Consider the following 23,887-nt stretch of genomic DNA (forward strand, 5'->3'; position numbering starts at 1 on the left):
CTTCCCGGGGGCGGAGCGGCCGGTGGGGTGGCCGGCGGAGCGGCCTTGCGCTGGTCGTGGAACGGCTGCGCCGGGGCGGGCGCGGGCGGCGGGGGCTCCTCGGCGGCGACCTCGCCGCCGTAGGAGCGGATCAGCTCGGCGAGGCCGCCCTGGAACCCCTGGCCGACCGCGGCGACCCGCCACACGCCCTTGCGGTAGACGTCAGCGATCATGACCGCGCGCTCGCTGGTGAAGTCGGCGCCGGTGAAGGCGTACCGCAGCACCTCCGCACCACCGACCACGATCCGCAGGTAGCCCCCGCTGATCGCCGACGCGCTGCCGGCGCCGTCGAGCGCGGCGCAGAACGACAACCGGCCGATCGTGGTCGGCACCCGGTCGAGCGCGACCTGGAAGCCCTGGGTGTCCCCGCCCTGCGGGCCGACGATCCGGATCGACTGCTCCGGGGAGGCCGGCTGGTTGAAGAAGACGAAGTAGCGGTCGTCGGAGAGACGGTCGTCGCCGTCGAGGCCGAAGCAGGAGATGTCCCACTCGCCGGGCGCGCTGATCTGGATGCCGACGTAGAGGTCGGTCCCCTGCGTGAGCGCGGACAGCTGCGCCTTCTGCCCACGACTGAACTGGGTGGCCAAGGCACTCCCCTCAACTCGCCCCGCGAACCGGGCTGCGGGCAAACTAGCAGCTACCCACCGGTCCGGCCGCACGCGCCGCTCCCTGGACGCTGTCGGACCTGGGACATGTACGGCACCGTCACCCGCACACGCCCACCAGCGTGACATCTCCTCTCGCGGCCGGCGGGCAATGTGTCGTTGACTGGACCAATGCGCTACGTCGACCACAGTGTCACCACAAGCACCAAGCGGATCTCCAAGATCGGGCTGGGTACCTGGCAGTTCGGCTCCCGGGAGTGGGGATACGGCAACGACTACGCCGGCACGGGCGCCGCGCTCGTCGTCCGCCGCGCCCTGGAGCTGGGGATCACCCTGTTCGACACCGCCGAGGTCTACGGCCTGGGTCGCAGCGAGCGGATCCTCGGCGCGGCGCTCGCCGCCGACCCGGACGCGGCCCGGGACGCGTACGTCGCGACGAAGATCATGCCGGTGCTGCCCGTCGGCCCGGTCGTCGAGCAGCGCGCGGTCGCCAGCGCCCACCGCCTCGGCCTGCGCCATCTGGATCTCTACCAGGTCCACCAGCCGAACCCGGCGATCCGTGACGGCGCGACGATGCCCGGCATGCGGGCGCTACGGGCGGTCGGGCTCGTCGGCGACGTCGGGGTGAGCAACTACCCGCTGGCCCGCTGGCAGGCGGCGGACGCGGCGCTGGGCGCGCCGGTGCTGTCCAACCAGGTGGAGTACAGCCTGGCCCGGCCGCGCCGCGGCGCCGCGCTGCTCGACTTCGCCGCGCGGGAGTCCCGGATCGTCATCGCCTACAGCCCGCTGGGGCAGGGCCTGCTGTCCGGGCGCTACGACGCCACCCATCGGCCCAGCGGCCGTGTGCGCTCCGTCAACCCGCTGTTCCTGCCGGACAACCTCGTCCGCGCCACGCCGCTGCTCGACGTGCTGCGCGACGTCGCGGCCGGGCACGGCGCCACGCCCGCACAGATCGCCCTGGCCTGGGCCATCCACCATCCGCAGGTGGTGGCGATTCCGGGGGCCTCGGGCGTCGCCCAGGTCGAGAGCAACGCGGCGGCCGCCGAGATCGCGCTGACCAACGACGAGTACGCCGCGCTGACCACCGCGTCGGACCGGTTCACCCCCGTGGCGGGCAGGGCCGCCTTCACCGCCGTGGCCGGCGAGACCCTGCGCGGCGCCGGGATCCCCTGGAAGACGGGCCGGAAGGCCTGACGCCACACCGATCCCATGCCGAGCCCACGCCGAGCCTCGCGGGACGTCCCGCGTGGCTCGGCGTGGGATCAGGGGGCGCGCACCGTGCCGTCGGGGGCGTAGACCTCGTCGGAGGAGATGATGTGGAACGGCGCGCACACCCCCGTCGAGTGGTGCGACGCCGCTTCCAGGGCCTGCCGCACCCGGTGTTGCGGATCGAGGCCGCGGGTGCTGTACAGCGAGCCGCAGGCGTACTCGTCGCCACTGCCGACCGCGTAGTACTCGTCGACGCTGCGCCCGATCTGGTAGTCCGAGTCGATCCGGTACAGATGGCCGCGGATGCCGACCAGGAACAGCCCGCCGCTCTCGTTGCCGGACTCGTTGCGGGCGAAGCCCCCGTCGCGCAGGCAGTCGCGGACCACGGCGATGAACTCGGTCGCCATGAAGCGATCGAGGTCCCAGTCCTGCGGAACGGGTGGTACGAGGCTGTAGCGGAGCAGCTGGCCCATCCGGAACGAGTCGGTGAACCCCATGATGAACTCACCGTTGCGGAAAACCTTGGTATCCGCACGCACAGTGATGGACCAACCGGCTACACCGGCGCTGTCCCCACCGATCACGACCCGGCCGTCCTGCTGTACCCCGACGATGCAGGTCACGATGCGGAATGGTACCGGTTCGCCCCGCAGGCGAATGCCCCACCCCGTCGCTGTCCGCCGCCTTCGTCACGGACCGTCCCGTCCGTCCGGACCGAGGGCGTGTCGCCGGCGCGCCGGCCGTCGGGCCGGGTGGCCGGACGGCCGCCGCGGCGGTGTGCGAGCGTGGTCGGGACGACCGCGGCGGGACGGGACATCCCGCTGCCGGCGGGACATCCCGCCCACGCGGTCGCCACCCTGGGGCGCACGCCCCGGGACCTGCACAGACGGCTGACCAGACAACCGGGGAAGGAACAAACGCCCGATGGGGATGAAGCGCTTCATGTCGCGCCTCGGCGTAGGCGGCGCCGAGGTCGAGACCGTGCTCGACCGGCCGGAGACACAGCCGGGCGCCGTCGTCACCGGCACGACGACGATCACCGGCGGCAAGGTCGACCAGCAGATCGAGAAGGTGCTCGTCGCGCTGGAGGCGACCGTGGAGGTCGAGCGGGGTGACGAGACCTGGTACGAACAGGTCACCTTCGGCAGCCAGCAGATCGGCGGTGGATTCACCATCCGCGCCGGGCAGCAGATCAGTGATCGTTTCGGGCTGGCGGTGCCCTGGCAGACGCCGATCACCGACGTCGGCGGCTGGCACCTGCGCGGGATGAAGATCGGGGTGCGCACGAAGCTCGCGATCCCCGGGGCGGTCGACCCGGGCGACCTCGACCCGGTGGCCGTGCACCCGCTGCCGATCCAGGAGGCGGTCCTGGCCGCGCTCGGCGACCTCGGCTTCCACTTCCACTCCGCCGACGTCGAGAAGGGCCACCTCGGCGGCTCCGAGCTGCCGTTCTACCAGGAGATCGAGCTGAAGCCGTCCGGCGAGTACGCCCGGCGGATCCGCGAGCTCGAGGTGACGTTCCTCGTCGACGGCGCCGGCACCGACGTCGTGCTGGAGGCCGACCGCCGCGGCGGCCTGCTGTCCGCCGGCGGCGACGAACTCAGCCGCTTCCGACTCGCCCACCACGACCTCGACCGCCGATCGCTCGCCGGCCTGCTGAACCAGCAGCTCGAACACCTCGGCCGCCGCCGCGGCTGGTTCCGCTGAGGGACGCGCTGGCCGGCACGGCCACTCAGGAGTCGTCCCGGTAGGTGATGACAACATCACCGGAGGAGGTCGTCGCCCGTATCCGCCGGCTCGCGGCCGGGTCCTGGCGGATCTCCACCTCCCGACGTCCCGAGTCTGTGGACGCGTCGGTGGCGTACAGCTCGTTTCCCCGCGGCAGCGTCACCCGCACATCCCCGGAGGAGGTGTGCGCGTCCAGGTCGTCCGGTGGCACGAGCTGATGGATCCGGACGTCGCCGGAGGAGGTGGAGGCGCGCAGCCGGCGCGACCGTGCGTCGCCGACGCTGATGTCGCCCGAGCCCGTGGACGCGTCGAGCCGTCCGCCGGGACGGTGCACCAGGACGTCACCGGAGGACGTGGCCAGCACGGCGTCGCCGGTGAGGTCGTCGGCGATCAGGTCGCCGGAGGAGACGCGGACGTCGGCGCTGGCGCCGGGGGGCAGGGTGAGGTCGTAGTCGACCGAGCAGTCCCAGACCTGGTGGCAGTCGGCGGCGATGCGGACCGTGTCGCCGTCGACGCGGGTGTCGAGGCGGGGCTGGTCCACCAGACCGGACAGCCGGGCGACCATCGACACCCCCGCGCCGGCCGCGGAGCCCGGTGGTTCCATGTCCGGGTCCCGCGTGTGCAGATGGACATCGCCGCTCGGGGCCCGCACGACGACGTGGGTCACCGAGGCCGCGAACTCGCGGTGTTGGACCACATGTTCGCGCCCGGTGGTGCCGTCGATCACGCCGAGCCCGGCGAACACGGTGAGCCCGAGGGCGCACACGCCACCCGCGGCCAGGGCGAGCACCCTCCCACGGCGCGGCGGCGGGCCGACCGGTGGGAGTCCCGGCGGCAGGTCGACGGCGACGGCACCGCGGGCGCCGGCGTCCGACGGCGTGGGACCCGGCGCCAGAGAACCAGGCGGCAGGGAATCAGACATCGTGGGGTCCCCTCGTGGTGTCCGGCGCGGCCGCCGGGCGGTCAGCGGTGGCGTCGGTCGAGTCGAGGAAGCGCAGGACGGCGAGTACGCGGCGGTGGTCGTCCTCGGCGACCGGAAGATCAAGCTTGGTGAAGATGCTGGTGACGTGCTTCTCGACGGCCCGCTCGGTGACGACGAGTGAGGCGGCGATCGCGGCGTTCGACCGGCCCTCGGCCATCAGCCGCAGCACCTCGCCCTCCCGCCGGGTGAGGCGCTCCAGCGGATCGCGCCGCCGCGAGCGGACGAGCAGCTGGGTGATGACCTCCGGGTCGAGCGCGGTGCCGCCGGCGGCGACCCGGCCGAGCGCGGCGTGGAAGTCCGCCACGTCGGAGACCCGGTCCTTGAGCAGGTAGCCGACGCCGCGGCTGGCCTGCCCGGTGATGAGGTCGACCGCGTAGCGCTCCTCGACGTACTGGGACAGCACGAGCACGCCGACGTCCGGCCACTGCCGGCGCAGCACCAGCGCGGCACGCACGCCCTCGTCGACGAAGGTGGGCGGCAGGCGCACATCGACGACGCACACGTCCGGCGGCGCGGCGGCGACCGCGCGCAGCAGGCCCTCGGCGTCGCCGACCGCGGCGGTGACGGTCGTGCCGAGATCCTCCAGCAGTCGGGTGAGCCCCTCCCGCAGCAGCACCGAGTCCTCGGCGATCATGACGCGCACGGCATCTCCAGACGCAGGGTGGTGCCGAGCCCGGCCGGGCTGGACAGGGTGAAGGTCCCGTCGACGGCACGGGCCCGGTCACGCAGGCCGGCCAGCCCGCTGCCGCGGTCCTCACGGGCACCGCCGCGGCCGTCGTCGGCGACCTCGACGACGAGCCGGCCGCCGCCGCGGCGCACGACGATCCGGGCCCGCGTGGCCGTCGCGTGCCGGGCGATGTTGGTCAGTGCCTCGGCGACGAAGAAGTAGGCGACGGCGTCGGCGTCCTGGTCGCGCCCCTGCCCATCGTCGACGTCGACGGTGACCGGCACCGGGCAGCGGGCGGCGAGCCCGGACAGGGCGGCGTCCAGACCGCGGTCGGTGAGCACGGAGGGATGGATGCCGCGGGCCAGATCCCGCAGCTCGGCCAGCGCCCGCTTGGTCTCCGCGTGCGCCTCGGCGACCAGGCCGGCGGCACCGTCCGGGTCGCGCTCGAAGCGGGTCTGCGCCCGGCCGAGGGTCATCGCGACGGCGACGAGGCGCTGCTGGGCGCCGTCGTGCAGGTCCCGTTCGATGCGCCGGCGCTCGGCGGCGGCCGCGGCGACCATCCCGGCCCGGCTGGACTCCAGGTCCTCGACCCGCTGGGCCAGCAGTTCCTCGCCGCGCGGTGACAGCAGCCAGCGGGCCACCCGGTGGTGGGCGAACGCCAGCCCCCGGGCCAGCCACGGCGCGGCGAGCAGCGCGGCGACGCCGAGCCCGACGTGCAGCGCCACCGATCCGCCGTAGCCGAGGTCCCTCCCGAAGATCCGCTCGCCGGCGCTGAGCGTGAAGCCGTAGGCGGGAAACAGCAGGAACGCGAGCCCTCCGCCCCAGGCGACGAACAGCAGCCAGCCGCCGAGCCAGCCGAACACCGGCGCCACGACCAGCGTGTAGACGACGTTCAGCCAGCTCCCGCCGACGCTGAGCCGGCGCAGCTCCCCACCGAACCGGCCGAACCGGCCGTACCTGCCGTCCGGGCCCCGGGTCGGCGTGGGCCGCAGCGGCAGCTGCCAGCCCAGCATCGTCTCGAACCGCCACGCGTCGACCCGGGTGGACAGGCGCGCCGTGAGCAGCCCCGCCCAGATCAGCGGCACCCCGGCCAGCGCCACCAGCAGCAGCGGCACCCCCACCACGGTGAGGATGAGCACCGTCAGGAAGGCCGGCACGGCCAGGACGGCGGTCAGCGCCGTGAACGCCGTGCTCGTCCACGCCGGCCCCGCGTAGGTCGCCCGCAGTACGCCCCACACCCCGCCGGGTGACCCGCCGGCCGCGGCCAGGCCACCGCCCCGATGCACCGTGCTCACCATCGCCCGCTTCCTCACGGCCCGCTTCCTCACGTCCTCGCTCACGCCGCCGCGCCCTCCCCCGGGCGGCGACGGCTCTCCGCGCGCCCTGCGACGCGTCTGATCAGACGGTAGATCGGCGGCCACGCGCCGACGACGGAGCTGCCTGGCCAGTCCGCTCGGGGGTTACCCGCACCAGCGGTCGTTCGGTGACCAACGCGGGCGATCGCGGTCGGCGGCCGGGGAGAGGCGTGGCGAGAACTGGCATACTCGCTGGCGCATCTCCGGATCGAGACCGATACGCCACGAACGGCGGTGGCCCGCCCGAGCGGGTGAGGTCGGGCCGGCGAGGGTCGCCGGCCGGGACCGGTCCGGAGCCGTCCACGACGAGAGGCTTGGCACATGGGTGTATCGATCGAGACCCTTTCCCCGGGTGATGGGAAGACCTTCCCGAAGAAGGGCGACACGGTGACGATCCACTACGTCGGCACCCTGCGCAGCGGCAAGGTCTTCGACTCGTCGCGGGACCGGGGAACCCCGTTCACCACCGAGATCGGCGTCGGCCGGGTGATCCGGGGCTGGGACGAGGGCGTTCCCCAGCTCTCCCTCGGTCAGAAGGCCGTGCTCACCATCACCTCGGACTACGGCTACGGCGCCGGCGGCTTCCCGCCCGTCATCCCGCCGAACTCCGAGCTGCTCTTCGAGGTGGAACTGCTCGGCATCTCCTGAGCCGCCCCGGCCCGGCCCGGCGGGCGAACGCGTCCCCGACCGGGCCGGACCCCGGCCGTGGGGCACGCGGCGCGCGCGTGGCGCGGCGGCACCGCCGTCAGGGCGTGAGCGCGGCGCCGCACAGGCGTGTCTCGCCCGGGCCGAAGGCCGTGCCCGCACTGTTGACCTGGACGTAGTCGTAGCAGGTCGTGGGCTTCGCATAGCCGTCGCGGATGTTGATCGGCGCGATGAGACCGTCCGCGTCGTAACGCGTGACCGCGTGCAGGGCGTCGATGACCCGCTGCCCGCTCGGGCACGGACCGGCCAGCTCCAGTCCGCGGACGAACATGTCGGCCGAGATGTAGGAGAGCATGGCCGTGTCCTGCCTGGGTTCCAGGACCTGCGGCGCGAAGTGACGCATCGCGTCCAGGTAGCGGCCGATCGCCGGGCCACCGGCCTCGAAGGGCCGGTAGAACAGGGGCACCGACACCCCCGCCATCGCCGGTCCGGACTTCCGCAGCAGCTGCTGGTCGTACCCGGAGATGGCGAGGATGACCTTCGGATCATGGCCGGCGGCGCGCAGCGCCCGCAGGATCTGGATGAAGTCCGCCTGGTTCATGACGCTGACGATGGCGTCCGGGTCGCTGGCGGCGACCCGCGCGGCGAACGACTCCGGTGTGTCGGCGCCCGCCGTGTAGGAGAGGTCGTCGACGACCTGTACGCCCGCCGCCCGCAGGCTGCGCGCGTACTGTCCCGCGGTGAACGAGGCACCCGCGGACAGGTCGGTGTGCACGATCACCGCACGCGTGCCGCCGCGCGAGCGCACGAACCGTCCATGGGTGTCGACGGGGTCGCTGGCCGTGTACGCGAAGGAGAACATGTTCCGGTGTGTCAGCCAGTCCGGCTCGATCGCGACGCCGGTGACCGGCATGTTCGCCCGGCTGAGGGCGTCGGCGCCGCCCGGCGACCCGAAGGTCGTCTCGATGACGCCGAACACGTTCCGGCCGCCGACGAGGGAGTCGGCGGCGATGCTGTTGCGCCGGCGGTCGGACTGGTCGTCCCGCCACTCGTAGGTGATCTTCCTGCCGTGCACGCCACCGGCGGCGTTCGCGGCGCCGAGCCGCGCGTCGATCCCGGCCCGCACCCCGGCGAAGAACGACGACTCCGCTCCGGTGTCCGGAAAGATCACGCCGAGGTTGATCCGGCTCGGGTCGACGCCGGGAGCCGTGCACGAACCCGTGTCGGCGGATGACTCCCCCGACGAGCACGCCGCGGCCCCCAGAAGCGTTATCGCGACCACGGTCAGCATCACCGGCAAAGCAGGACGGCGGGTACGCACGAGACCTCCGGAACGGAAAGCCCGACCACGACAGGGCCCCACCTCACGTTCCCCGACCGGCACGCCGCCGGATTTCCTGATCACGCCAGCACCAGCAGCCGGGCCACCAACGCCGAACGCGCGCCGGAGAACGCGAGACGGGCTTTACGTGGCGTAAAGATACCGGAGTCCTGGCCGACACGCAGCTCACGGTCGGCCGGCGACAGGTTTTTGGTCCCGGACTCTTTTCCGACGTGACCGGAAGACCTTTTTTCACCGCACCATCGGGCCGCCGTTTCCAACTCCAGCGAGAGGGTGGACCGTTCTTTTCGTAACGGCCGTCAAACGAATCTCCCTACCCACCACGACCTATTCTCCGCTGGACCCCTTACGGGCCCAGCCGTCATGGCCCGCACACATGTCCCGGCATGAAGTGGACGCGACTGACGTCGGCCTACGGAGTGACGTCGGCCTACGGGGTCACGAAGGCACAGCCCGGTCCCGCGTGCGATCCGAAAGCAGATCACCCGGCGACGACGGTGGCCGCGAGGGCTGTTCGGTGGTCCTTGGACCAGGGAGGCCCCAGCAGGGATCGCGGGCCGTGCAGCACGCCCGTCGCCCGGTCGCCGAGCAGGCGCGTCGCCTCCCGTTCCACGTCCTTCGCGGAGTAGTGATGCACGGCCCAGCCCCGGTTGCCGGCGAGCTCGGCGAGGATCTGGCAGTACATCACGGAGTCGGCGCGGCTCTCGAACGGCACCCGCCGCTGGAGGGCGATGTCCGTGGGGAAGTCGGCCGGCCAGGCCCGCAGCGACATCGACACGATCGGTGCGGCCACCACGGCCGCAAGCTCTTCCAGCGCGCTCGACGCCGTTCGTGACACCGACGCGCGAACCGTCGCCACCAGGTCGGCGAGTGCGCCGTCGGTCAGCGGCTCACCCGTCCGATGCAGCGCGTGCGGCCCGCCGTCGTGGTGGATGGGCGCGGCGGGCAGACCGGGCTCGATCAGCTCGATCCGCCGGCGGTCGACGACTCGGTGGTCCGCCGAGGCCGTGACGGCCACGGCCCAGCCGAAGTGATGAGCGATGCCGAGGCGCACTCCCCCGATTCTGCCGGCCGAGCCGCCCGCACCCAGGCCACCCAGCAGCCACGGTGTGGCTCAAGTCTCGACCTACGGCACAGTCCGGTCGCTCGACCGCGACCGCAGGTGGACAGGGAGCTCGCCGGTGTGGATCACGGCGAGGGAGGTGACCGCCCGGGTGAGAGCGACGTAGAGCCGCCGCAGGCCGGCGGTCGGATCGTGTTCGGCGTCGATGACGGCCGCCGGCTCGACGAGCACCACGTGGTCGAACTCCAGCCCCTTGGCGAGCGAGGCCGGTACCAGGCTCGCCCGCCCCGGGGCCTGCGTCCCGCCCAGCTCGACAAACGGGAGGCCGGCGTCGGCCAGGGCCGTTGACAGCGCGGCCACGTCGCCGTCGGCGGCGATCACCGCCGTCACCCCCTCGCCGCCCAGCGTTCGGCGGGCGTGGTCGAGGACCAGCCCGGCGCACCGCCCCGGCTCGGCCCGCACCAGCGTCAGCGACCCCGGCACCGAGCGCGCGGAGCTCGCCGCGGACAGCTCCGGCGCGATGTGCGGGAGCAGCCGGTTCGCGAACGACAGGATCTGCGCGGGCACCCGGTAGCCGCGGGTCAGCACCTCCAGGTGGGCGGTCGGCTTACCCATCTGCTCCAGCGTGTGCGCCCAGGACGTCGACGCCCACGCGGTGGTGCCCTGGGCGAGGTCACCGAGGACGGTGACGGAGCCGCCGTCGCACCGACGGCCGAGCGCCCGGCACTGCAGGGCGGACAGGTCCTGGGCCTCGTCGACGATCACATGGCCGAACGCGGGCACCCGCTCGATCAGATCCTGCGCCTCGTCGACGCAGTAGGCGTCGGCCAGCGACCAGCGGGCCGTGCGCACGGTGCCGGCCGGCGCGTGCTGGCGCAGCAGGCGCTGCTCGTCCGCGTCCAGCAGCCCGTCGGCGGCCGCCTCCAGGAACGCCGGATCGGTGTACAGCCGGTGCAGCAGGGCCGCGCCCGTGTTCTTCGGCCAGATCGCCGCCACCGCGTCGCGGATCGGTCGGCTGCGGGCCAGCGTCTCCAACGCCCCGTCGGTGAACGAGTGGCCGCCCGCCTCCGCCCGCAGGCGGATCGCGGCGGCGAAGCGCCGGCCGAGCATCTCCCGCCCGGCGCCGTAGCGCAGGGAGCCGCCCCGCACCGCGGCGAGGATGTCCGCGGCCTCGTCGGTGCCGATCGTCCAGAGCCCCATCCGGGTGGCGACGCGCACCGGGCCGGTCGGCACGCCGACGCCGCCGCTCAGGGCCCGGGCCAGGACGTCGGCCATACGCGCGTCTCCCTTGAGCGCCGCGAGCTCGTCCGGGTCGACCGCGCGCACCGGGACCGCCGTCGGCAGGTCGGCGACGCTGGTCTGGGTGACGGTGAACTCGCCGAGCGAGGGCAGCACGGCGGCGATGTAACCGAGGAACGCCCGGTTCGGCCCGACGACCAGGACTCCGGACCGCTTCAGCTGCTCACGGTAGGTGTAGAGCAGGTAGGCGGCACGGTGCAGGCCGACGGCGGTCTTCCCGGTGCCCGGCGCGCCCTGGACGCAGATGCTCACGCCGAGGTCGGCCCGGACGATCTCGTCCTGTTCCGGCTGGATGGTCGCGACGATGTCCCGCATCGGTCCCGACCGGGGACGCTCGATCTCCCGCCGCAGCAGGTCCCCGGAACCACCGGCCTCGGCGTCCGCGGCCGCCGGCCGGGTCAGCGGCTCGTCCTCGAAGGCGGTCAGCTCGCCGCCGTCGTGGCCGAACCGGCGCCGGTTGACCAGGCCCATCGGGTCGCCGGGGTGGGCACGGTAGAAGGGGCGGGCTACCTCGGCCCGCCAGTCAACCACCAGCGGATCATCACCTGCCGCCTCACGGACGTGGCGGCGCCCCAGGTAGACGCGCTGCCCCGGCAGCGACGCGGCGTGCGGATCGTGGTCGACGCGGGCGAAGAACAGTGGCGCCGACCCGTCGTCGCCGGCGAAGGTGGCGAGCCGGCGCTGCCGGTCGAGTCGCAGGTAGGCGTTGGTCACCTTGTCCGCGAACGGGTCGCCCTCGGCGATCGTCGTCCGCTCGACCTGCTCGCGCATGCCGCGCAGGGCGCGCTGGCTGCGCCGCAGGTACCGGCGCTCCGCCCCCAGCTCCGTGTCGTCGTCGCCGGCGTCCACCGAACCTCCAAGCTTTACCCGGTAAAAGTTCCGACCGGGACAAGACTACCCATGCCCTGGTCGCCACGACCGCATGCCTCGGGCCGACGGCGGCGGACCGGCGCCTCAGGCGAACTCGGCGAAACCCTGGCGCAGCGAGCGGAAGGACCGCCGCGCGGCATCAACGGCCTGCGGGAACACCTCCGCCGCCGATCGTCCCGCCGTCAGCTGCCGCCAGTTCTCCCGGGCCAGGATCCGCCGAGCGGTCACCACCTGGCCCGCCGCGAGCGCCGACACGACCGTGTCGGCCGCCGGCGCCGACTCCGCGAGCGCCGCGGCGAGGCTCTCCTCGTCCTGGGCGGCGTACTGGGCGACCCGGCCGGTCAGGCTCGGCGTGGCGAACACCATCCCGTGGAAGGCGAGGACTTCCCGGTGGTCGTTGAGGCCGGTCACCGGATCCCGTCGCGCCAGACCCTCGACGAAGTGACGTTCGAGCGCCGCCAGCGGCGACTCGCCGGGCGCGCGTCGGCGCACCATCCGGGCCTGCTCTCCCTGATGGTCCGCGACGCGGTGCAGGACGAGGTCTTCCTTGCTCGGGAAGTAGGTGAACAGCGTCGGCTTCGACACCTCCGCCGCCGCGGCGATCTCCGCGACCGAGACATCGTCGAACCCGCGCTCGAGAAACAGCGCGATGGCCGCCGCGGACAGCGCGTCCCGCGTGCGCTGCTTCCTGCGTTCCCGCAGCCCACCCGACTCCCGGGACATGGCCGCAAGCTACCAGCCACCAGCGGCCCATCGGGTCCCTATGGGCAACCTCGACGTCGTGCGCCACCAGAGAAGCGCCTGATCACCGCAGGGCCGAGATCCCACGTTCCCGCGGGAACGCCGGGCCACGGCGCCTGCGCGCACGGGCCCCGGCCCGGCGACCTACAGGCGGCGGCTGAGCTGGAAGGAGGAGATGGCGTAGCCGGCGCGCAGGGCGAGACGGTGCGCCTCGTGGCGGTGAGTGCCGACGGTGAGGTGCATGTTCTCGCAGTTCAGGCGGCGGGCCTCCCGCTCGGCCCAGGCGAGCAGGCGGGTGGCGTGGCCGCGGCCGCGAGCCGCGAGGAGGGTGGTCAGGTCGTCGATGGCGATATGGCGCCCCTCGGCCAGCGAGGTCAGCTGGCGGAAGCCGAGAGCGGCGACGACGCGCCCGAGTTCCCCGTCCCACGACGCGACCAGGCGGTAGCCCTCGGGCCGCTGGACCTCGTTCACCAGACGGATGAACCCGGTGGACGTCAGGTGCGGGCGCAGCTGCCGCATCGGGTCGAACGCCAGCCAGGTCCGGTCCGCCTCCAACTCCTCGATCTTCACGGATCGTATTGTGTCAGTACCATCTCGTGATGTTCCGTCCGGCTGCTCACGCGACGGCCGCCGGCTCCCCCGCCGCGTCCCGCGGAAGCGGCAGCGGCGGCGCGAGCAGGGGGCCGGCAAGCCAGTCGACGGCGGCGCGGACGAAGCGCGACCGTCCGCCGAGCCCGGCCACCTCGTGGCCCTCGTCCGGGAAGAGCAGGTAACGGCAGTCGATGCCCCGGGCGCGGGCGGCGGCGACGGTCTGCTCGGCCTCGCCCAGCGGGACGTTGGTGTCGTTCTCCCCGTGCACGACGAGCAGCGGCGCGGCGAGCGCGTCCATCCGGTGCAGCGGGCTCAGCGCACGCAGCAGGTCGGGCCGGGTGTGCGGGTCGCCGTACTTCGTGACGGCGGACGCGGCGATCCACGGCTCGGTGTCCCGGTAGAACGTCTCCAGGTCGACCATGCCGCAGATGTCCATGCCGACCCGGAACAGCTCCGGGAAGCGCACGAGGGCGGCGAGCGTCAGGTAGCCGCCGTAGGAGCGGCCGGCGACGCCGATGCGCGCCGGGTCGGCGAGCCCGCCGGCGACCAGGCCACGCACACAGCTCGCGACGTCCTCGATGCCGTCGGCCCGCCGGTCGAGGTGGTCGGCCTCCTCGAAGGACCGGCCGAAGCCGGCCGAGCCGCGCACGTTCGGCGCGAACACGGCGACCCCGCGGGCCAGCAGGGCCTGGATCAGCGGACTGAACGTCGGGCGCTCCTGCGCCTCCGGGCCGCCGTGCAGGTAGAGCAGGGTCGGCAGCGGGCCGGGCGGGGCGGCCGGCGGCCGGTACCACCAGCCGGTCAGCGGCAGCCCGTCGTGCGCCGTGACCACGTGCGGCAACGGCCGGACGAGCGCCGCCGGCCGCCGCGGCGCGTGCGACACCAGGCACCGCCAGGCCGCCTCCCCCACCGCGGACGGGTGATCCGCGGGCAGGTCGAGAGTCCAGATCTCGCTGGGGGCGTCGGCGTCCTCGGCGGCGACGACCAGGCCGCCGCCGTCGCCGCCCGGGCCGGCCAGCAGGGCGGTCACCACGGCACGGGGTGGCGCCGGGAAGGCGCGGCATCGGCCTTCGGTCAGGTCGACGAGGTCGAGTTCGCTGCGTCCGGCCACGTTCCACGCGACGACGGCGCGGCGCGGCCCGGCGGGGGCGTCCCCGCGGAGCAGGACGAACCGTTCGACGTCGGCGTCCGGGCGCTCGGCGAGCACGATCGCGCCGCCGGCGCCGTCCACGGGGACGTCGAGGAGCGCGGGACGCTCGCGGCCGAGGTCGCCGACCAGCAGCGCGCGGTGCCCGCCGGTGGTGAACCGGCCGGTCAGCGTGGTCGCGGTACCGCCGGGCAGCTCCCACGAGGCATGCACGGCGGCGCCGTGCGACGGCGCGGCGAGCTGGACGTCGACGACGAGGGCCCGGCGCACGCCGCGCGGCCCTTCCCGCAGCAGCAGCCGGTAGCCGACGCCCGGCTCGCCGGCCTGGTCACCGGCCTGGTCACCGGCCTGGTCACCGGCGGGGCGCGGGTCGGTGAACGGCACGACGTCGCAGAGCTGCAGGGCGGTGCCCGCGGCGAGGACGGTCCGTCGGCCGTCCAGATCGACGAGGACCGCGACCGTCGCGCCGGTGGGGTCGGCCCGGTCGGACTCGGTGACGAACAGGGCCCGCCCGTCCGGCGACCAGGTGGCCAGCATGGCCGCGCATCCATCCCCGCCGGCGAGCAGGCGTACATCCTCGGACGTCGCCGCCACGCCGGGGGCGACGAGCCGGACCTCGGTGAGTTCGCCGCCGCCGGGAGCGACCTGGACGGCGAGCAGCCCACCGTCGGGCGACCACAGGGCGGCACGCACGTGGCCGGGGCCGGTCTCGATGACGTGGCCGCTCCCGTCAGCCGAGCGCAGCCACAGTCGGGGGCCGTCCGGACCATCGGCGAGGAAGGCAAGCCGCCCGTCCGGCGCCAGGGCCGGCCCCCGCACACCCACCGCCCTCACCCACTCCTCGGGCAGGTCCCCACCCACGGGCAGGGCCGGGTTCAGGCCGGGGGCAAGGCCGGGGCCGGGGGCGAGGCCGGTGCCGCGATCGCCCGTGGGGGTGGCGTAAGGGGACATCTCGCTCCCATCGGTTGCCGGGGCGGGCGCCGCGGGTCGGGCGGCGGCCGCACGTCAGGTGACGCCGTGGGTCTGCAACCACATCTCCAGCAGCGCGGCCTGCCACAGCGAGTTCGCGCCGAGGGTCGTGCGGTTGTCGTTCGGTGCCGACAGCATGGACTCGATCCAGGCCGGACGGAACAGTCCGCGGGACTTCGCCGCCGGGTCGGTGAGCGCGTCGCGGACCCGGTCGAGGAACGGGCCGTGCAGGTGACGGATCGCCGGCACCGGGAAGTAGCCCTTGGGCCGGTCGATGACGTCGACGGGCATGAGCGGGCGGCCGACGTCCTTGAGCACACCCTTGCCGCCGGAGGCGAGCTTGAGCTCCGGCGGGCAGGCCGCGGCCAGTTCGACGAGCTCGTGGTCGAGAAACGGGGTGCGCGCCTCGAGCCCCGCGGCCATTGTCATGTTGTCGACCCGCTTGACCGGGTCGTCGATGAGCATGACGGCCGAGTCGATGCGCAGCGCCGCGTCCACCGAGGTCTCGGCGCCGGGGCGGGCGAAGTGCGCCGCGACGAACGCGCGGGACGCGTCGGCCTCGGCGAGATGGGGCGCCTCGATCATGGCCGGCAGGTCGCGGTGCGGCCGGTCGGCGAAGACCCGCAGGTAGGCGTCGACGGCGCCGGCGCGGGGCACGTCCGCCAGCGGCGGGTACCAGGAGTAGCCGGCGAACACCTCGTCAGCGCCCTGGCCGGACTGCACGACCTTGACGCTGCGCGACACCTCCTGGGAGAGCAGGTAGAAGGCGACGCAGTCGTGGCTGACCATCGGCTCGCTCATCGCGGCGACGGCGGCGTCGACGGCGGGCAGCAGCCGGGAGCCCGGCACCCGGATCTGGTGGTGGTCGGTACCGAAGTGCCGCGCGATGATGTCCGAGTAGGCGAACTCGTCGCCGGACTCGCCGCCGGCCGCCTCGAAGCCGACGCTGAAGGTCGCCAGCCCCGTCTGCCCGGCCTCGGCGAGCAGTGCGACGATGAGGCTGGAGTCCAGCCCGCCGGAGAGCAGCACACCGACCGGCACGTCGGCGACCATCCGCCGGCGCACCGCGATGCGCAGCCGCTCGGCGATCGCGTCCTGCCAGTCGCGGGCGCTCCAGCCATCGTGCGCCGGGTCGCGGGTGAACGTGGGGCTCCAGTACAGCTCGTCGGTGTGGCTGCCGTCCGGTTCCACGACCCGCACGGTCGCGGCGGGCAGCTTGCGCACCCCGGCGAGGATGGTGTGCGGTGCGGGCACCACCGAGTGGAACGACAGGTAATGGTGCAGGGCGACGAGGTCGAGGTCCGAGCTGATGCCCCCGCCGGCGAGCAGCGCCGGCAGGGTGGAGGCGAAGCGCAGGCGCTCGGCGTCGGCGGCGAGGTAGAGCGGCTTGATGCCGAGGCGGTCGCGGGCGAGCACGAGCCGGCCGGTGTCGCGCTCGGCGACGGCGAAGGCGAACATGCCGGCGAAGTGGTCGACGCAGCGTGTCCCCCACCGGTGGTAGGCCTTGGCGATCACCTCGGTGTCGGAGGTGGAGAAGAACCGGTAGCCGTCGGCGACGAGCTCGTCGCGCAGCTGCTGGTAGTTGTAGATGCAGCCGTTGAACACAGTGGTCAGGCCGAGCTCGGCGTCGACCATCGGCTGGGCGGCGTGCTCCGACAGGTCAATGATCTTGAGCCTGCGGTGACCGAACGCGACCGGCCCGGCGGAGAAGACGCCGACGCCGTCCGGGCCGCGCGGCACCATTGTGGCCGTCATCCGGACCACCGCGTCGACGTCCGCCGTCCGGCCGTCGAACCTCAGCTCACCACTCAGCCCGCACATGTGCGCTCCCGTCGGTCGTCACGATCAGGCGTGATCGGATTGGATCAGGCGCAATCCCCACTTTCGGGCGTTCCTGCCCCGCCACGGCGGCGGACGAGCGTGCTCCACCTTCGATGACGGACGTTTCACACGCGTGTCAGCGCCGTGGGATCCAGGTGTCCTTGGATCCGCCGCCCTGGGAGGAGTTGACGATCAGGCTGCCGGGTGGGGCCACCCGGGACAGCGCCGCCGGCACGACGACCGGCTCCGCCCCCGCGTAGACGAACGCCCGCAGGTCCACCGCGCAGGGCACGAGCTCGCTGTCGTGCCAGGTGGGATGGGTCGACAGGGCGACCACCTCCTGGCCGATCCAGTGGCGCGGGTCGGCCAGGATCCGCTCGCGGACCTCGGTGAGCTGGTACGGCTCGGCGTGCGGGCCGATGACGACGCCCGAGCCGCCGAAGCCGTCGACCGGCTTGACGACGAGCTCGTCGAGATGGTCGAGCACGTGCTGGCACTGCTCCGGGTCGCCGCAGACGTAGGTCGGGACGTCGTCGAGCACCGGCTGCTCGCCCAGGTAGTAGGTGACCATCCGCGGCACGTAGGCGTAGACGACCTTGTCGTCGCCGACGCCGTTGCCGGGCGCGTTCGCGACGGTGACGAGCCCCGCGCGGATCGCCCGCAGCAGCGCCGGACCGAGCGGCGCCCCGTCCGCGCCGGCCGCGCCGAACAGCTCGTCCTCGTCGATCCGGCGGTACAGCACCTCCACCCGACCACGCTTCCCACCCGTCCCGCCGGGGCCGCCGTCGACGCGGTGGACACCCTCGTCGTCGACGATCAGCGACGCGGGCTCGACGAGCGGGACACCCATCTCCTCGGCGAGCAGGACGTGCTCGAAGTAGGCCGAGTCCCCCGGACCGCCGGTGAGCACGGCGACCACCGGATCGCGGCCGGCGACGGCGGGCGGGGCGGCGGCGAGCAGCGCGTCGTGCAGCAGCGCCGGCACGCCGTCCAGGCGCAGGATCCCGGACGGCGGGCCGAGCTCGGGCAGCACCGATTCGGCGAGGCGCCGGCCCTCGATCGCGTAGGCCACCCCGGAGGGGACCCGCAGGTTGTCCTCCAACACCAGCCAGCCGCCGTCACCGCCGCGGACCAGGTCGATGCCGGCGGTGGTGATCCTGATCGTCTCCTCGCCGACGGCCCGCCCGCCGTGACGCAGGCCCGGCGCGTCGCTGACCACCCAGTCGGGGACGACGCCGTCGGCGACGGCGGCCCGCTCGCCGTAGATGTCGTGCAGGAACGCCTCCAGCGCGCGGACCCGCTGCCCGAGGCCGACGGACAGCGTCTGCCAGTCATCGGCGGCGATGATGCGCGGGACGATGTCGAACGGGAACGGCTTGCTCGCCACGTCCCCCTCGACCTTGAACATGATCCCCCGGTCCGCCTGCTCCGCCTTGCGGGCTCCGACCCGTTCGTCGAGGGTCTCGGGGCCGAGGCGTTCCAGCGTGCGCATCACGGCCCGGTACTGGGGGCGCACGGCGCCGCGCTCGTCGACGATCTCGTCGAAGCCGGCGGGCTGGTAGCGCTCCAGCAGGATCGGGGCGATCTGGTCGGGGGCGGACACCGCGGGCGCCACGCCGATCGCCGCGCCGGCCGGCGGGACGTCGCGGGTCTCAGCGAGGATCAGGTCGGCGACGTCGGTGAGCAGGCCGCGCCGGGCGAAGGCGCGCCGCTGGCGCTGGGCGGAACTGCCGCGGCTGGCCGCCTGTTCGGCGAGGTTGTCGATGAGCTCCCAGTCGTCGAAGCGCTCCAGCTGGGGGTGGACCTCCTCCAGCAGCCGGCGCAGCATCGCCCGCGCCGGCACCGGGCCCGCGCCGAGGATGTCGACGAGATCGCCTTCCAGGCCGGAACGGGCGGCCCGCCAGGTCGCGGCGCGCAGCAGCTCGGCACGGGGCGGGGGTGCCTGCTTGCCGGCCTCGATCTCCTCGATCGCCTGGCAGACCAGCGCGCGGAACAGGCCCGCGATGAGGATGACGTTGTCGACGTCCGGGCAGGCGTCGCAGATCCGCAGCTCGACGGTCGGCAGGTGCGCCGACGGGCGAACGTCGAAGTAGACCATGCCCGGGTCGCTGATCACACCGGACTTGATCAGATCGGCGATGAGCTGGTCGTATTCGGCCGCCGTGCGAAACGATCCGGCGACGCCGGCGGTGGGCCAGCGCTGCCAGACCAGCGTGCGCATGCTCGCGTAGCCGCTGTCCGCGCCCATCCAGTACGGCGAGCTGGCCGACAGCGCCAGCAGCATCGGCAGCCACGGCGCGGTCCAGGCGACCACGGCCATCGCGAGGTCCCGGTCGGCGACGTCGACGTGCACCTGGGCGCCGCAGATCAGCTGCTCGCGGGCGACGATCTGGTAGTCCTCGGTCATCTGCTGGTACCGGTCATCGCGGGACACGTCGAGCGCGTCCATGTCGAGGATCGGCACGGTGCCGGCCGCCGCCGGGCCGAGCCCGAGCTGCCCCGCCGCCTCGGCGAGCTGGCGGCGCAGGTCGAGCAGGTTCGCCCGCAGCGCCAGCAGATCGGCCGTCGGTGCACTGTTCGTCTCCACCACGGATTTCAGCAGTTCCGGGGAGAACGAGTCGCCGTCCAGCCGGGCGAGAATTTCCTCTGCCCGCGGAACGAGCTGACGGGTGGTGAGATCGAGGATGTGGAACTCCTCCTCGACGCCGACCGCAACGATTCGTGCGTCGCTCATGGCCGGCTACGCTACGGCCGACCGGTTACGCGTGCATGACGGGCATGTATCCCGCATTCGGGAATCCAACCCGTGCCTCGCCCCGATCATGTGCCACCACCCTGCCTGAGCTCAGCGCCCCGACCCTGCGTCGACGCGGACACCGCGGCCCTCCCCGCGCGGTCACCGTGGTCCCGCCCGCCGGCCGGACCCCGGCGAGCGGCCGGTCGCGGATGCCTCTCACCTCTCCCGCCGCACGTCGATAAAACGTGATGACCAACACGGGTGGGCGCGACAAAGACCGGGTGAATCCGCGGGCGAACGCGCTCGGAATCCATTGCGTCACGCGCGCGGGCCGTCGGCGCGGCCGTTCACCCGCCGCGGGTTAGCGCACTATTCCGCCATACCCGGTTCGAACACCTCCCCGTCGGGGCTGGCGACGACGGTGTAGCCGTCGGGATCACGCAGCCAGATCTCGCGGTGCGCCGGGCCGTTGCCCTGCCCGGCGGCGGGTTGCGCCGCGGCGGGCGCACAGCCGCTGGTACCAGCGGCTCGACGCCTCGACATCCCGGACCACGATCACCGGCTGTGCCCGCGGAGCCCGCACGGGCGCGACCAGCCCGACCCGGTTTCCGGCCGGATCGTCGTTCTCGGCCAGCCACCGTCGTCGCGAAGCGGATCGCGGTCCGCGTGCGCCCGACGAAGATCACGACGTGGGACCACCGCCGGTTGCAGGGCCGGTACTGACCGCGCTCAGAGCGAGGTCGGTAGTGGGCAGGGCGGCCCGGATCTGGCCGGCGAGCAGGCTCCACTCGGCGTGACGGGCCGAGGTCGCGCGGTGGGCGAGACCGATGCGGCGGTGCGGGGCGGGGCGGCGGAAGGTGGCGACGGCGAGGCCACGGCCCTCGCCGACCTCGACGCCGACGGCGCCGGCGGGCAGCAGGGTCAGCCCGAGACCGCCGGCGACCATCTGCACGATCGTCGACAGGCTCGCCGCGCGCAGCGCCGACCGCTCCCGGGCGCCCGCCTCCTGGCAGACGTCCAACGCCTGCGCGCGGAAGCAGTGCCCGTCCTCCAGCAGCAGCAGGTCCTGGCCGGCGAGCGCGGCGGTCGGCACGGCGCAGCCGCCGGCGAGCGGATGCTCGTCCGGGGTGACCAGCACGAACTCCTCGTCGTAGAGCGGGATCTCGACCACGCCCGGCTCGTCGTTGGGCAGCGCGAGCAGCGCCAGGTCGAGCCCGCCGCCGCGCAGCTCGGCGAGCAGCGTCGCCGTCTGCGCCTCGCGCAGCCGCAGCCGGGTGTCGGGCAGGCCCTCACGCAGCGCGGGCAGCAGCCGCGGCAGCAGATAGGGCGCCACGGTCGGGATGACGCCGAGGCTGATGTCGCCAGCGAGCGGCTCACGGGCACGCACCGCCAGCTCGCCGATGTCGTCCACCGCGCCGAGCACGCCACGGGCCCGCCGGACGATCTCCTCGCCGGTCGTGGTGAGCAGCACGCTGCGGGTGGTGCGCTCGACGAGCTGGACGCCGAGGGTCCGTTCCAGGGCGGCGACGGAACTGGACAGCGTCGGCTGGCTGACGTGCAGCGCGCCGGCCGCCCGGCCGAAGTGGCGATGGTCGGCGACGGCGACGAGCGCGCGCAGCTGGGTGAGGGTCGGCTGCGGGGAAGCCATAGATCGAGGCTATCAAACTTGCCGAATCTTTCGATTTCTCTTCTGAGTCGACGCTCAGCAGAGTGGACCCCGTAGCCCGGACCCTTCGCGCAGAGGAGCAGCTCACGTGCTGACCATCGGTGATGCCTTCCCGACCTACGACCTCACCGGCGTCGTCTCCAGCGACCCGGACACCGCCTTCGTCCGCGAGACCGCTACCAGCCGTCCCGGCCAGTGGCGGGTTGTGTTCTTCTGGCCGAAGGACTTCACCTTCGTCTGCCCGACCGAGATCGCCGCGTTCGGCCGGATCAACGACGAGTTCGCCGACCGCGACGCGCAGGTCCTCGGCGTCTCGACGGACAGCGAGTACGTCCACCTGGCCTGGAAGCAGAACCACCCGGACCTGACGAACCTGCCCTTCCCGATGCTCGCCGACCTCAAGAAGGAGCTGACCGCCGCCGCCGGCGTCCTCGGCGACGACGGGGTGGCGCAGCGGGCGACGTTCATCGTCGACCCGGACAACGTCATCCAGTTCGTCATGGTCACCGCCGGCAGCGTCGGTCGGAACCCGGCCGAGGTCCTGCGGGTCCTCGACGCCCTGCAGACCGACGAGCTGTGCCCCTGCAACTGGCAGAAGGGCGAGGAGACGCTCGGGGCGGCGGCCCCGGCGCCGGTCGAGGTGGCGGCCTGATGGCCGTCGCCCGGCTGCGCGAACTTCTCCCCGACCACGCGAAGGACCTGCGGCTGAACCTCGGCTCGGTGACCAGCCAGTCGCAGCTGTCCGAGCAGCAGCTATGGGGCGTGGTGCTCGCGTCGGCGATCGCCAGCCGCGGCCGCACCACCCTGGTCGAACTCGAGGCCGAGGCGCTCGAGCACCTGACCCCGACCGCCGCCGACGCCGCCCGCACCGCCGCCGCGCTGATGGCGATGAACAACATCTACTACCGCACGCTGCACCTGCTGGAGGACGACGAGTACGCGAAGTTGCGTGCCGGCCTGCGGATGAACGCGATCGCCAACCCGGGCGTCGACAAGGTCGACTTCGAGCTGTGGTCGCTGGCCGTCTCGGCGGTCAACGGCTGCGGCCGCTGCCTGACCGCGCACGAACGCGAGCTGCGCGGCCGCGGCGTGGCCCGCGAGGTGATCCAGGACGCGATCCGGGTGGCGTCCGTCGTGCACGCGGTCGCCGTCACCCTCGAGGCGGTCGAGACGACCAGCGGCGCGACCCCGTCCCCCGCCACCGGCTGACCTGGCGTCCGGCTGACCTGGCGTCCGGCCCACCGGCGGCGGTCACCCCGCACGCCGCCGGTGGGAGGTCTACTGGCTGTAGTCGACGCTGAGATCGGGGCCGTCGGAGCCCGGCCGGGCGTCCTGGCCCGCTTCCTGGTCTCGCGTACCACGCTGCGCTGACCGACGACGTGTCGTACCTGGTCAGCCCGGCCGCGAGCGGGCGCCCACCAGGTCGGCGCGACCCGTCTCCGGCGAAGCGACCAGCTCGGTACGCGGTTAGCATGCCGGGCATTCGTATTTACTCTACGTAACAAATCGAGTATTACAGCGTGGTACTCGACCGCCCCCGCCCCTGGGGGGTTCCGGCACGCTGCCACAATGCGACTTTGTAAGCACGGTTGGTAGCCAACTCGTCGCAGTGGCAACGAGCCGTACATCCACCGTCGCGGTCCGGAACCTGGGGTGAACCGGGACGGACAGCCACACCTCCAGGGGGATCAAGATCATGACGTTAACGCAACCGGCCGGCACCTCGACCACCCGGATCTCGCCGCACCCGGTGCGCCTCACCCGGGCCGCGGGCCCGGACGGCACGGCGACGCCGGGAACCCCGGGCCGCGCCCTGTCGGGTGCGCTGCTCGCGGCGAACCGCGTCGGGCAGCACGTCCGCGTGCCGAAGACGGCGGAGCTCGTCGCCGCCCACCTGCGCCGCCAGATCGTCCGCGGCGAACTCCACGAAGGCGACGCCCTCCCCCCCGAAGCCGTCCTCATGGAACAGTTCGGCGTCTCCCGCCCCACCCTGCGCGAAGCCTTCCGCGTCCTCGAATCCGAAGCCCTCATCAGCGTCCGCCGCGGCGCCCACGGCGGCGCCCGCGTCCACACCCCCAACGGCGACGTCGCCGCCCGCTACACCGCCCTCATCCTCGAACACCAACACACCACCCTCGCCGACATCCACACCGCCCACACCCACCTCGAAACCACCACCATCCGCCTGCTCGCCACCACCATCACCGACACCCACCTCACCACCCTCACCCACCACCTCACCACCACCGACCACACCCTCAACCAACCCACCCCCAACCCCCACGACATCCACACCCAGCATCTCCACTTCCACACCCTCCTACTCACCACCCCCACCCCCCCCAACCACACCCTCACCATGCTCACCAGCATGATCCGCCACATCCTCGACGCCACCACCCCCGACACCC

General features: G+C 73.2%; 21 protein-coding genes. 6 read left to right on the forward strand and 15 right to left on the reverse strand.

Annotation, left to right across the window (positions count from 1 at the left end; all coding sequences use genetic code 11):
* The coding region (locus C1A33_RS33215; RefSeq protein WP_165818707.1) for a TerD family protein at positions 1–626 on the reverse strand (626 nt) is incomplete at its 3' end.
* 177 nt (positions 627–803) lie between these two features.
* Between C1A33_RS33215 and C1A33_RS33220 the strand changes: the two genes are divergently transcribed.
* The gene (locus C1A33_RS33220) at positions 804–1,838 is read left to right on the forward strand and encodes an aldo/keto reductase (RefSeq protein ID WP_341477289.1); all 1,035 of its coding nucleotides are present in this window, start codon (positions 804–806) and stop codon (positions 1,836–1,838) included.
* Between the two features lie 68 nt (positions 1,839–1,906).
* On the opposite strand, the gene C1A33_RS33225 is transcribed toward C1A33_RS33220, so the two are convergent.
* The gene (locus C1A33_RS33225) at positions 1,907–2,476 is read right to left on the reverse strand and encodes an Ntn hydrolase family protein (protein ID WP_101836433.1); all 570 of its coding nucleotides are present in this window, start codon (positions 2,474–2,476) and stop codon (positions 1,907–1,909) included.
* Positions 2,477–2,777: 301 nt separating this feature from the next.
* Here C1A33_RS33225 and C1A33_RS33230 point away from each other — a divergent pair, with 301 nt between their 5' ends.
* Entirely contained in the window at positions 2,778–3,560 is a 783-nt protein-coding gene (locus tag C1A33_RS33230) for a sporulation protein (protein ID WP_101836434.1), read from the forward strand.
* Between the two features lie 25 nt (positions 3,561–3,585).
* Here C1A33_RS33230 and C1A33_RS33235 read toward each other — a convergent pair whose 3' ends face one another.
* The 3 genes from C1A33_RS33235 to C1A33_RS33245 are packed head-to-tail and all read right to left on the reverse strand — an operon-like array spanning position 3,586 to position 6,543.
* Positions 3,586–4,503: a DUF4097 family beta strand repeat-containing protein gene (locus C1A33_RS33235; protein ID WP_101836435.1), complete on the reverse strand. Its 918-nt coding sequence runs from the start codon at positions 4,501–4,503 to the stop codon at positions 3,586–3,588.
* Positions 4,496–5,206 carry a response regulator gene (locus C1A33_RS33240; RefSeq protein ID WP_101836436.1) on the reverse strand — a complete coding sequence of 237 codons (711 nt, stop codon included), beginning with the start codon at positions 5,204–5,206 and terminating at the stop codon, positions 4,496–4,498. The genes C1A33_RS33235 and C1A33_RS33240 overlap by 8 nt, the downstream gene beginning before the upstream one ends.
* Positions 5,194–6,543 (reverse strand): sensor histidine kinase, encoded by a 1,350-nt coding sequence (locus tag C1A33_RS33245; protein ID WP_243408181.1) that lies wholly within the window; start codon positions 6,541–6,543, stop codon positions 5,194–5,196. The genes C1A33_RS33240 and C1A33_RS33245 overlap by 13 nt, the downstream gene beginning before the upstream one ends.
* A 363-nt stretch (positions 6,544–6,906) precedes the next feature.
* Here C1A33_RS33245 and C1A33_RS33250 point away from each other — a divergent pair, with 363 nt between their 5' ends.
* Positions 6,907–7,233 (forward strand): FKBP-type peptidyl-prolyl cis-trans isomerase, encoded by a 327-nt coding sequence (locus tag C1A33_RS33250; RefSeq protein ID WP_101836438.1) that lies wholly within the window; start codon positions 6,907–6,909, stop codon positions 7,231–7,233.
* A gap of 97 nt (positions 7,234–7,330) precedes the next feature.
* Here the strand turns inward: C1A33_RS33250 and C1A33_RS33255 are convergent, their stop codons facing one another.
* The 10 genes from C1A33_RS33255 to C1A33_RS33300 all read right to left on the reverse strand — a co-directional run bounded on the left by C1A33_RS33255 (position 7,331) and on the right by C1A33_RS33300 (position 21,458).
* Positions 7,331–8,521, reverse strand: coding sequence for an ABC transporter substrate-binding protein (locus tag C1A33_RS33255; protein WP_101836449.1), 1,191 nt, complete (start codon positions 8,519–8,521; stop codon positions 7,331–7,333).
* 532 nt (positions 8,522–9,053) lie between these two features.
* Complete coding sequence (locus C1A33_RS33260) at positions 9,054–9,626, reverse strand: hypothetical protein (RefSeq protein ID WP_101836439.1); 573 nt, start codon at positions 9,624–9,626, stop codon at positions 9,054–9,056.
* A 72-nt stretch (positions 9,627–9,698) separates the two neighbouring features.
* Entirely contained in the window at positions 9,699–11,783 is a 2,085-nt protein-coding gene (locus C1A33_RS33265) for a HelD family protein (protein ID WP_243408182.1), read from the reverse strand.
* 105 nt (positions 11,784–11,888) lie between these two features.
* Positions 11,889–12,527 carry a TetR/AcrR family transcriptional regulator gene (locus tag C1A33_RS33270; RefSeq protein WP_101836440.1) on the reverse strand — a complete coding sequence of 213 codons (639 nt, stop codon included), beginning with the start codon at positions 12,525–12,527 and terminating at the stop codon, positions 11,889–11,891.
* A 162-nt stretch (positions 12,528–12,689) separates the two neighbouring features.
* Positions 12,690–13,115: a GNAT family N-acetyltransferase gene (locus tag C1A33_RS33275; protein WP_101836441.1), complete on the reverse strand. Its 426-nt coding sequence runs from the start codon at positions 13,113–13,115 to the stop codon at positions 12,690–12,692.
* A gap of 46 nt (positions 13,116–13,161) precedes the next feature.
* The gene (locus tag C1A33_RS33280) at positions 13,162–15,234 is read right to left on the reverse strand and encodes a S9 family peptidase (protein WP_101836442.1); all 2,073 of its coding nucleotides are present in this window, start codon (positions 15,232–15,234) and stop codon (positions 13,162–13,164) included.
* Positions 15,235–15,288: 54 nt separating this feature from the next.
* On the reverse strand, positions 15,289–17,073 hold the full coding sequence (locus C1A33_RS33285) for an N-acetylglutaminylglutamine amidotransferase (protein ID WP_101836443.1): 1,785 nt from the start codon (positions 17,071–17,073) through the stop codon (positions 15,289–15,291).
* A gap of 136 nt (positions 17,074–17,209) precedes the next feature.
* Positions 17,210–19,807 (reverse strand): carboxylate--amine ligase/circularly permuted type 2 ATP-grasp protein, encoded by a 2,598-nt coding sequence (locus C1A33_RS33290; RefSeq protein ID WP_101836444.1) that lies wholly within the window; start codon positions 19,805–19,807, stop codon positions 17,210–17,212.
* 372 nt (positions 19,808–20,179) lie between these two features.
* Positions 20,180–20,353, reverse strand: coding sequence for a hypothetical protein (locus tag C1A33_RS33295; RefSeq protein WP_207770612.1), 174 nt, complete (start codon positions 20,351–20,353; stop codon positions 20,180–20,182).
* A 139-nt stretch (positions 20,354–20,492) separates the two neighbouring features.
* A complete protein-coding gene (locus C1A33_RS33300) occupies positions 20,493–21,458 on the reverse strand; it encodes a LysR substrate-binding domain-containing protein (protein WP_101836445.1) in 966 nt (321 codons plus the stop codon).
* A 106-nt stretch (positions 21,459–21,564) separates the two neighbouring features.
* Between C1A33_RS33300 and C1A33_RS33305 the strand changes: the two genes are divergently transcribed.
* The 3 genes from C1A33_RS33305 to C1A33_RS33315 form a co-directional block, all read left to right on the forward strand.
* Positions 21,565–22,128, forward strand: a complete 564-nt coding sequence (locus tag C1A33_RS33305; RefSeq protein ID WP_101836446.1) for a peroxiredoxin — start codon at positions 21,565–21,567, stop codon at positions 22,126–22,128.
* A complete protein-coding gene (gene ahpD, locus C1A33_RS33310; RefSeq protein ID WP_101836447.1) occupies positions 22,128–22,685 on the forward strand; it encodes an alkylhydroperoxidase, AhpD family in 558 nt (185 codons plus the stop codon). Before C1A33_RS33305 ends, ahpD begins: the two co-directional genes overlap by 1 nt.
* A gap of 487 nt (positions 22,686–23,172) precedes the next feature.
* Positions 23,173–23,887 (forward strand): FadR/GntR family transcriptional regulator (locus C1A33_RS33315; RefSeq protein ID WP_101836448.1); only part of this gene is annotated, 715 nt, incomplete at its 3' end.

The organism is Frankia canadensis (genome assembly GCF_900197875.1).
GTDB lineage: Bacteria > Actinomycetota > Actinomycetes > Frankiales > Frankiaceae > Frankia > Frankia canadensis.

Coding starts and splice junctions, on each gene's coding strand:
- C1A33_RS33250 (WP_101836438.1), top strand. CDS start 6,907: ATGGGTGTATCGATCGAGACCCTTTCCCCGGGTGATGGGAAGACCTTC.
- C1A33_RS33230 (WP_101836434.1), top strand. CDS start 2,778: ATGGGGATGAAGCGCTTCATGTCGCGCCTCGGCGTAGGCGGCGCCGAG.
- C1A33_RS33280 (WP_101836442.1), bottom strand. CDS start 15,234: ATGTCCCCTTACGCCACCCCCACGGGCGATCGCGGCACCGGCCTCGCC.
- ahpD (WP_101836447.1), top strand. CDS start 22,128: ATGGCCGTCGCCCGGCTGCGCGAACTTCTCCCCGACCACGCGAAGGAC.
- C1A33_RS33290 (WP_101836444.1), bottom strand. CDS start 19,807: ATGAGCGACGCACGAATCGTTGCGGTCGGCGTCGAGGAGGAGTTCCAC.
- C1A33_RS33270 (WP_101836440.1), bottom strand. CDS start 12,527: ATGTCCCGGGAGTCGGGTGGGCTGCGGGAACGCAGGAAGCAGCGCACG.
- C1A33_RS33255 (WP_101836449.1), bottom strand. CDS start 8,521: ATGCTGACCGTGGTCGCGATAACGCTTCTGGGGGCCGCGGCGTGCTCG.
- C1A33_RS33295 (WP_207770612.1), bottom strand. CDS start 20,353: ATGTCGAGGCGTCGAGCCGCTGGTACCAGCGGCTGTGCGCCCGCCGCG.
- C1A33_RS33235 (WP_101836435.1), bottom strand. CDS start 4,503: ATGTCTGATTCCCTGCCGCCTGGTTCTCTGGCGCCGGGTCCCACGCCG.
- C1A33_RS33285 (WP_101836443.1), bottom strand. CDS start 17,073: ATGTGCGGGCTGAGTGGTGAGCTGAGGTTCGACGGCCGGACGGCGGAC.
- C1A33_RS33300 (WP_101836445.1), bottom strand. CDS start 21,458: ATGGCTTCCCCGCAGCCGACCCTCACCCAGCTGCGCGCGCTCGTCGCC.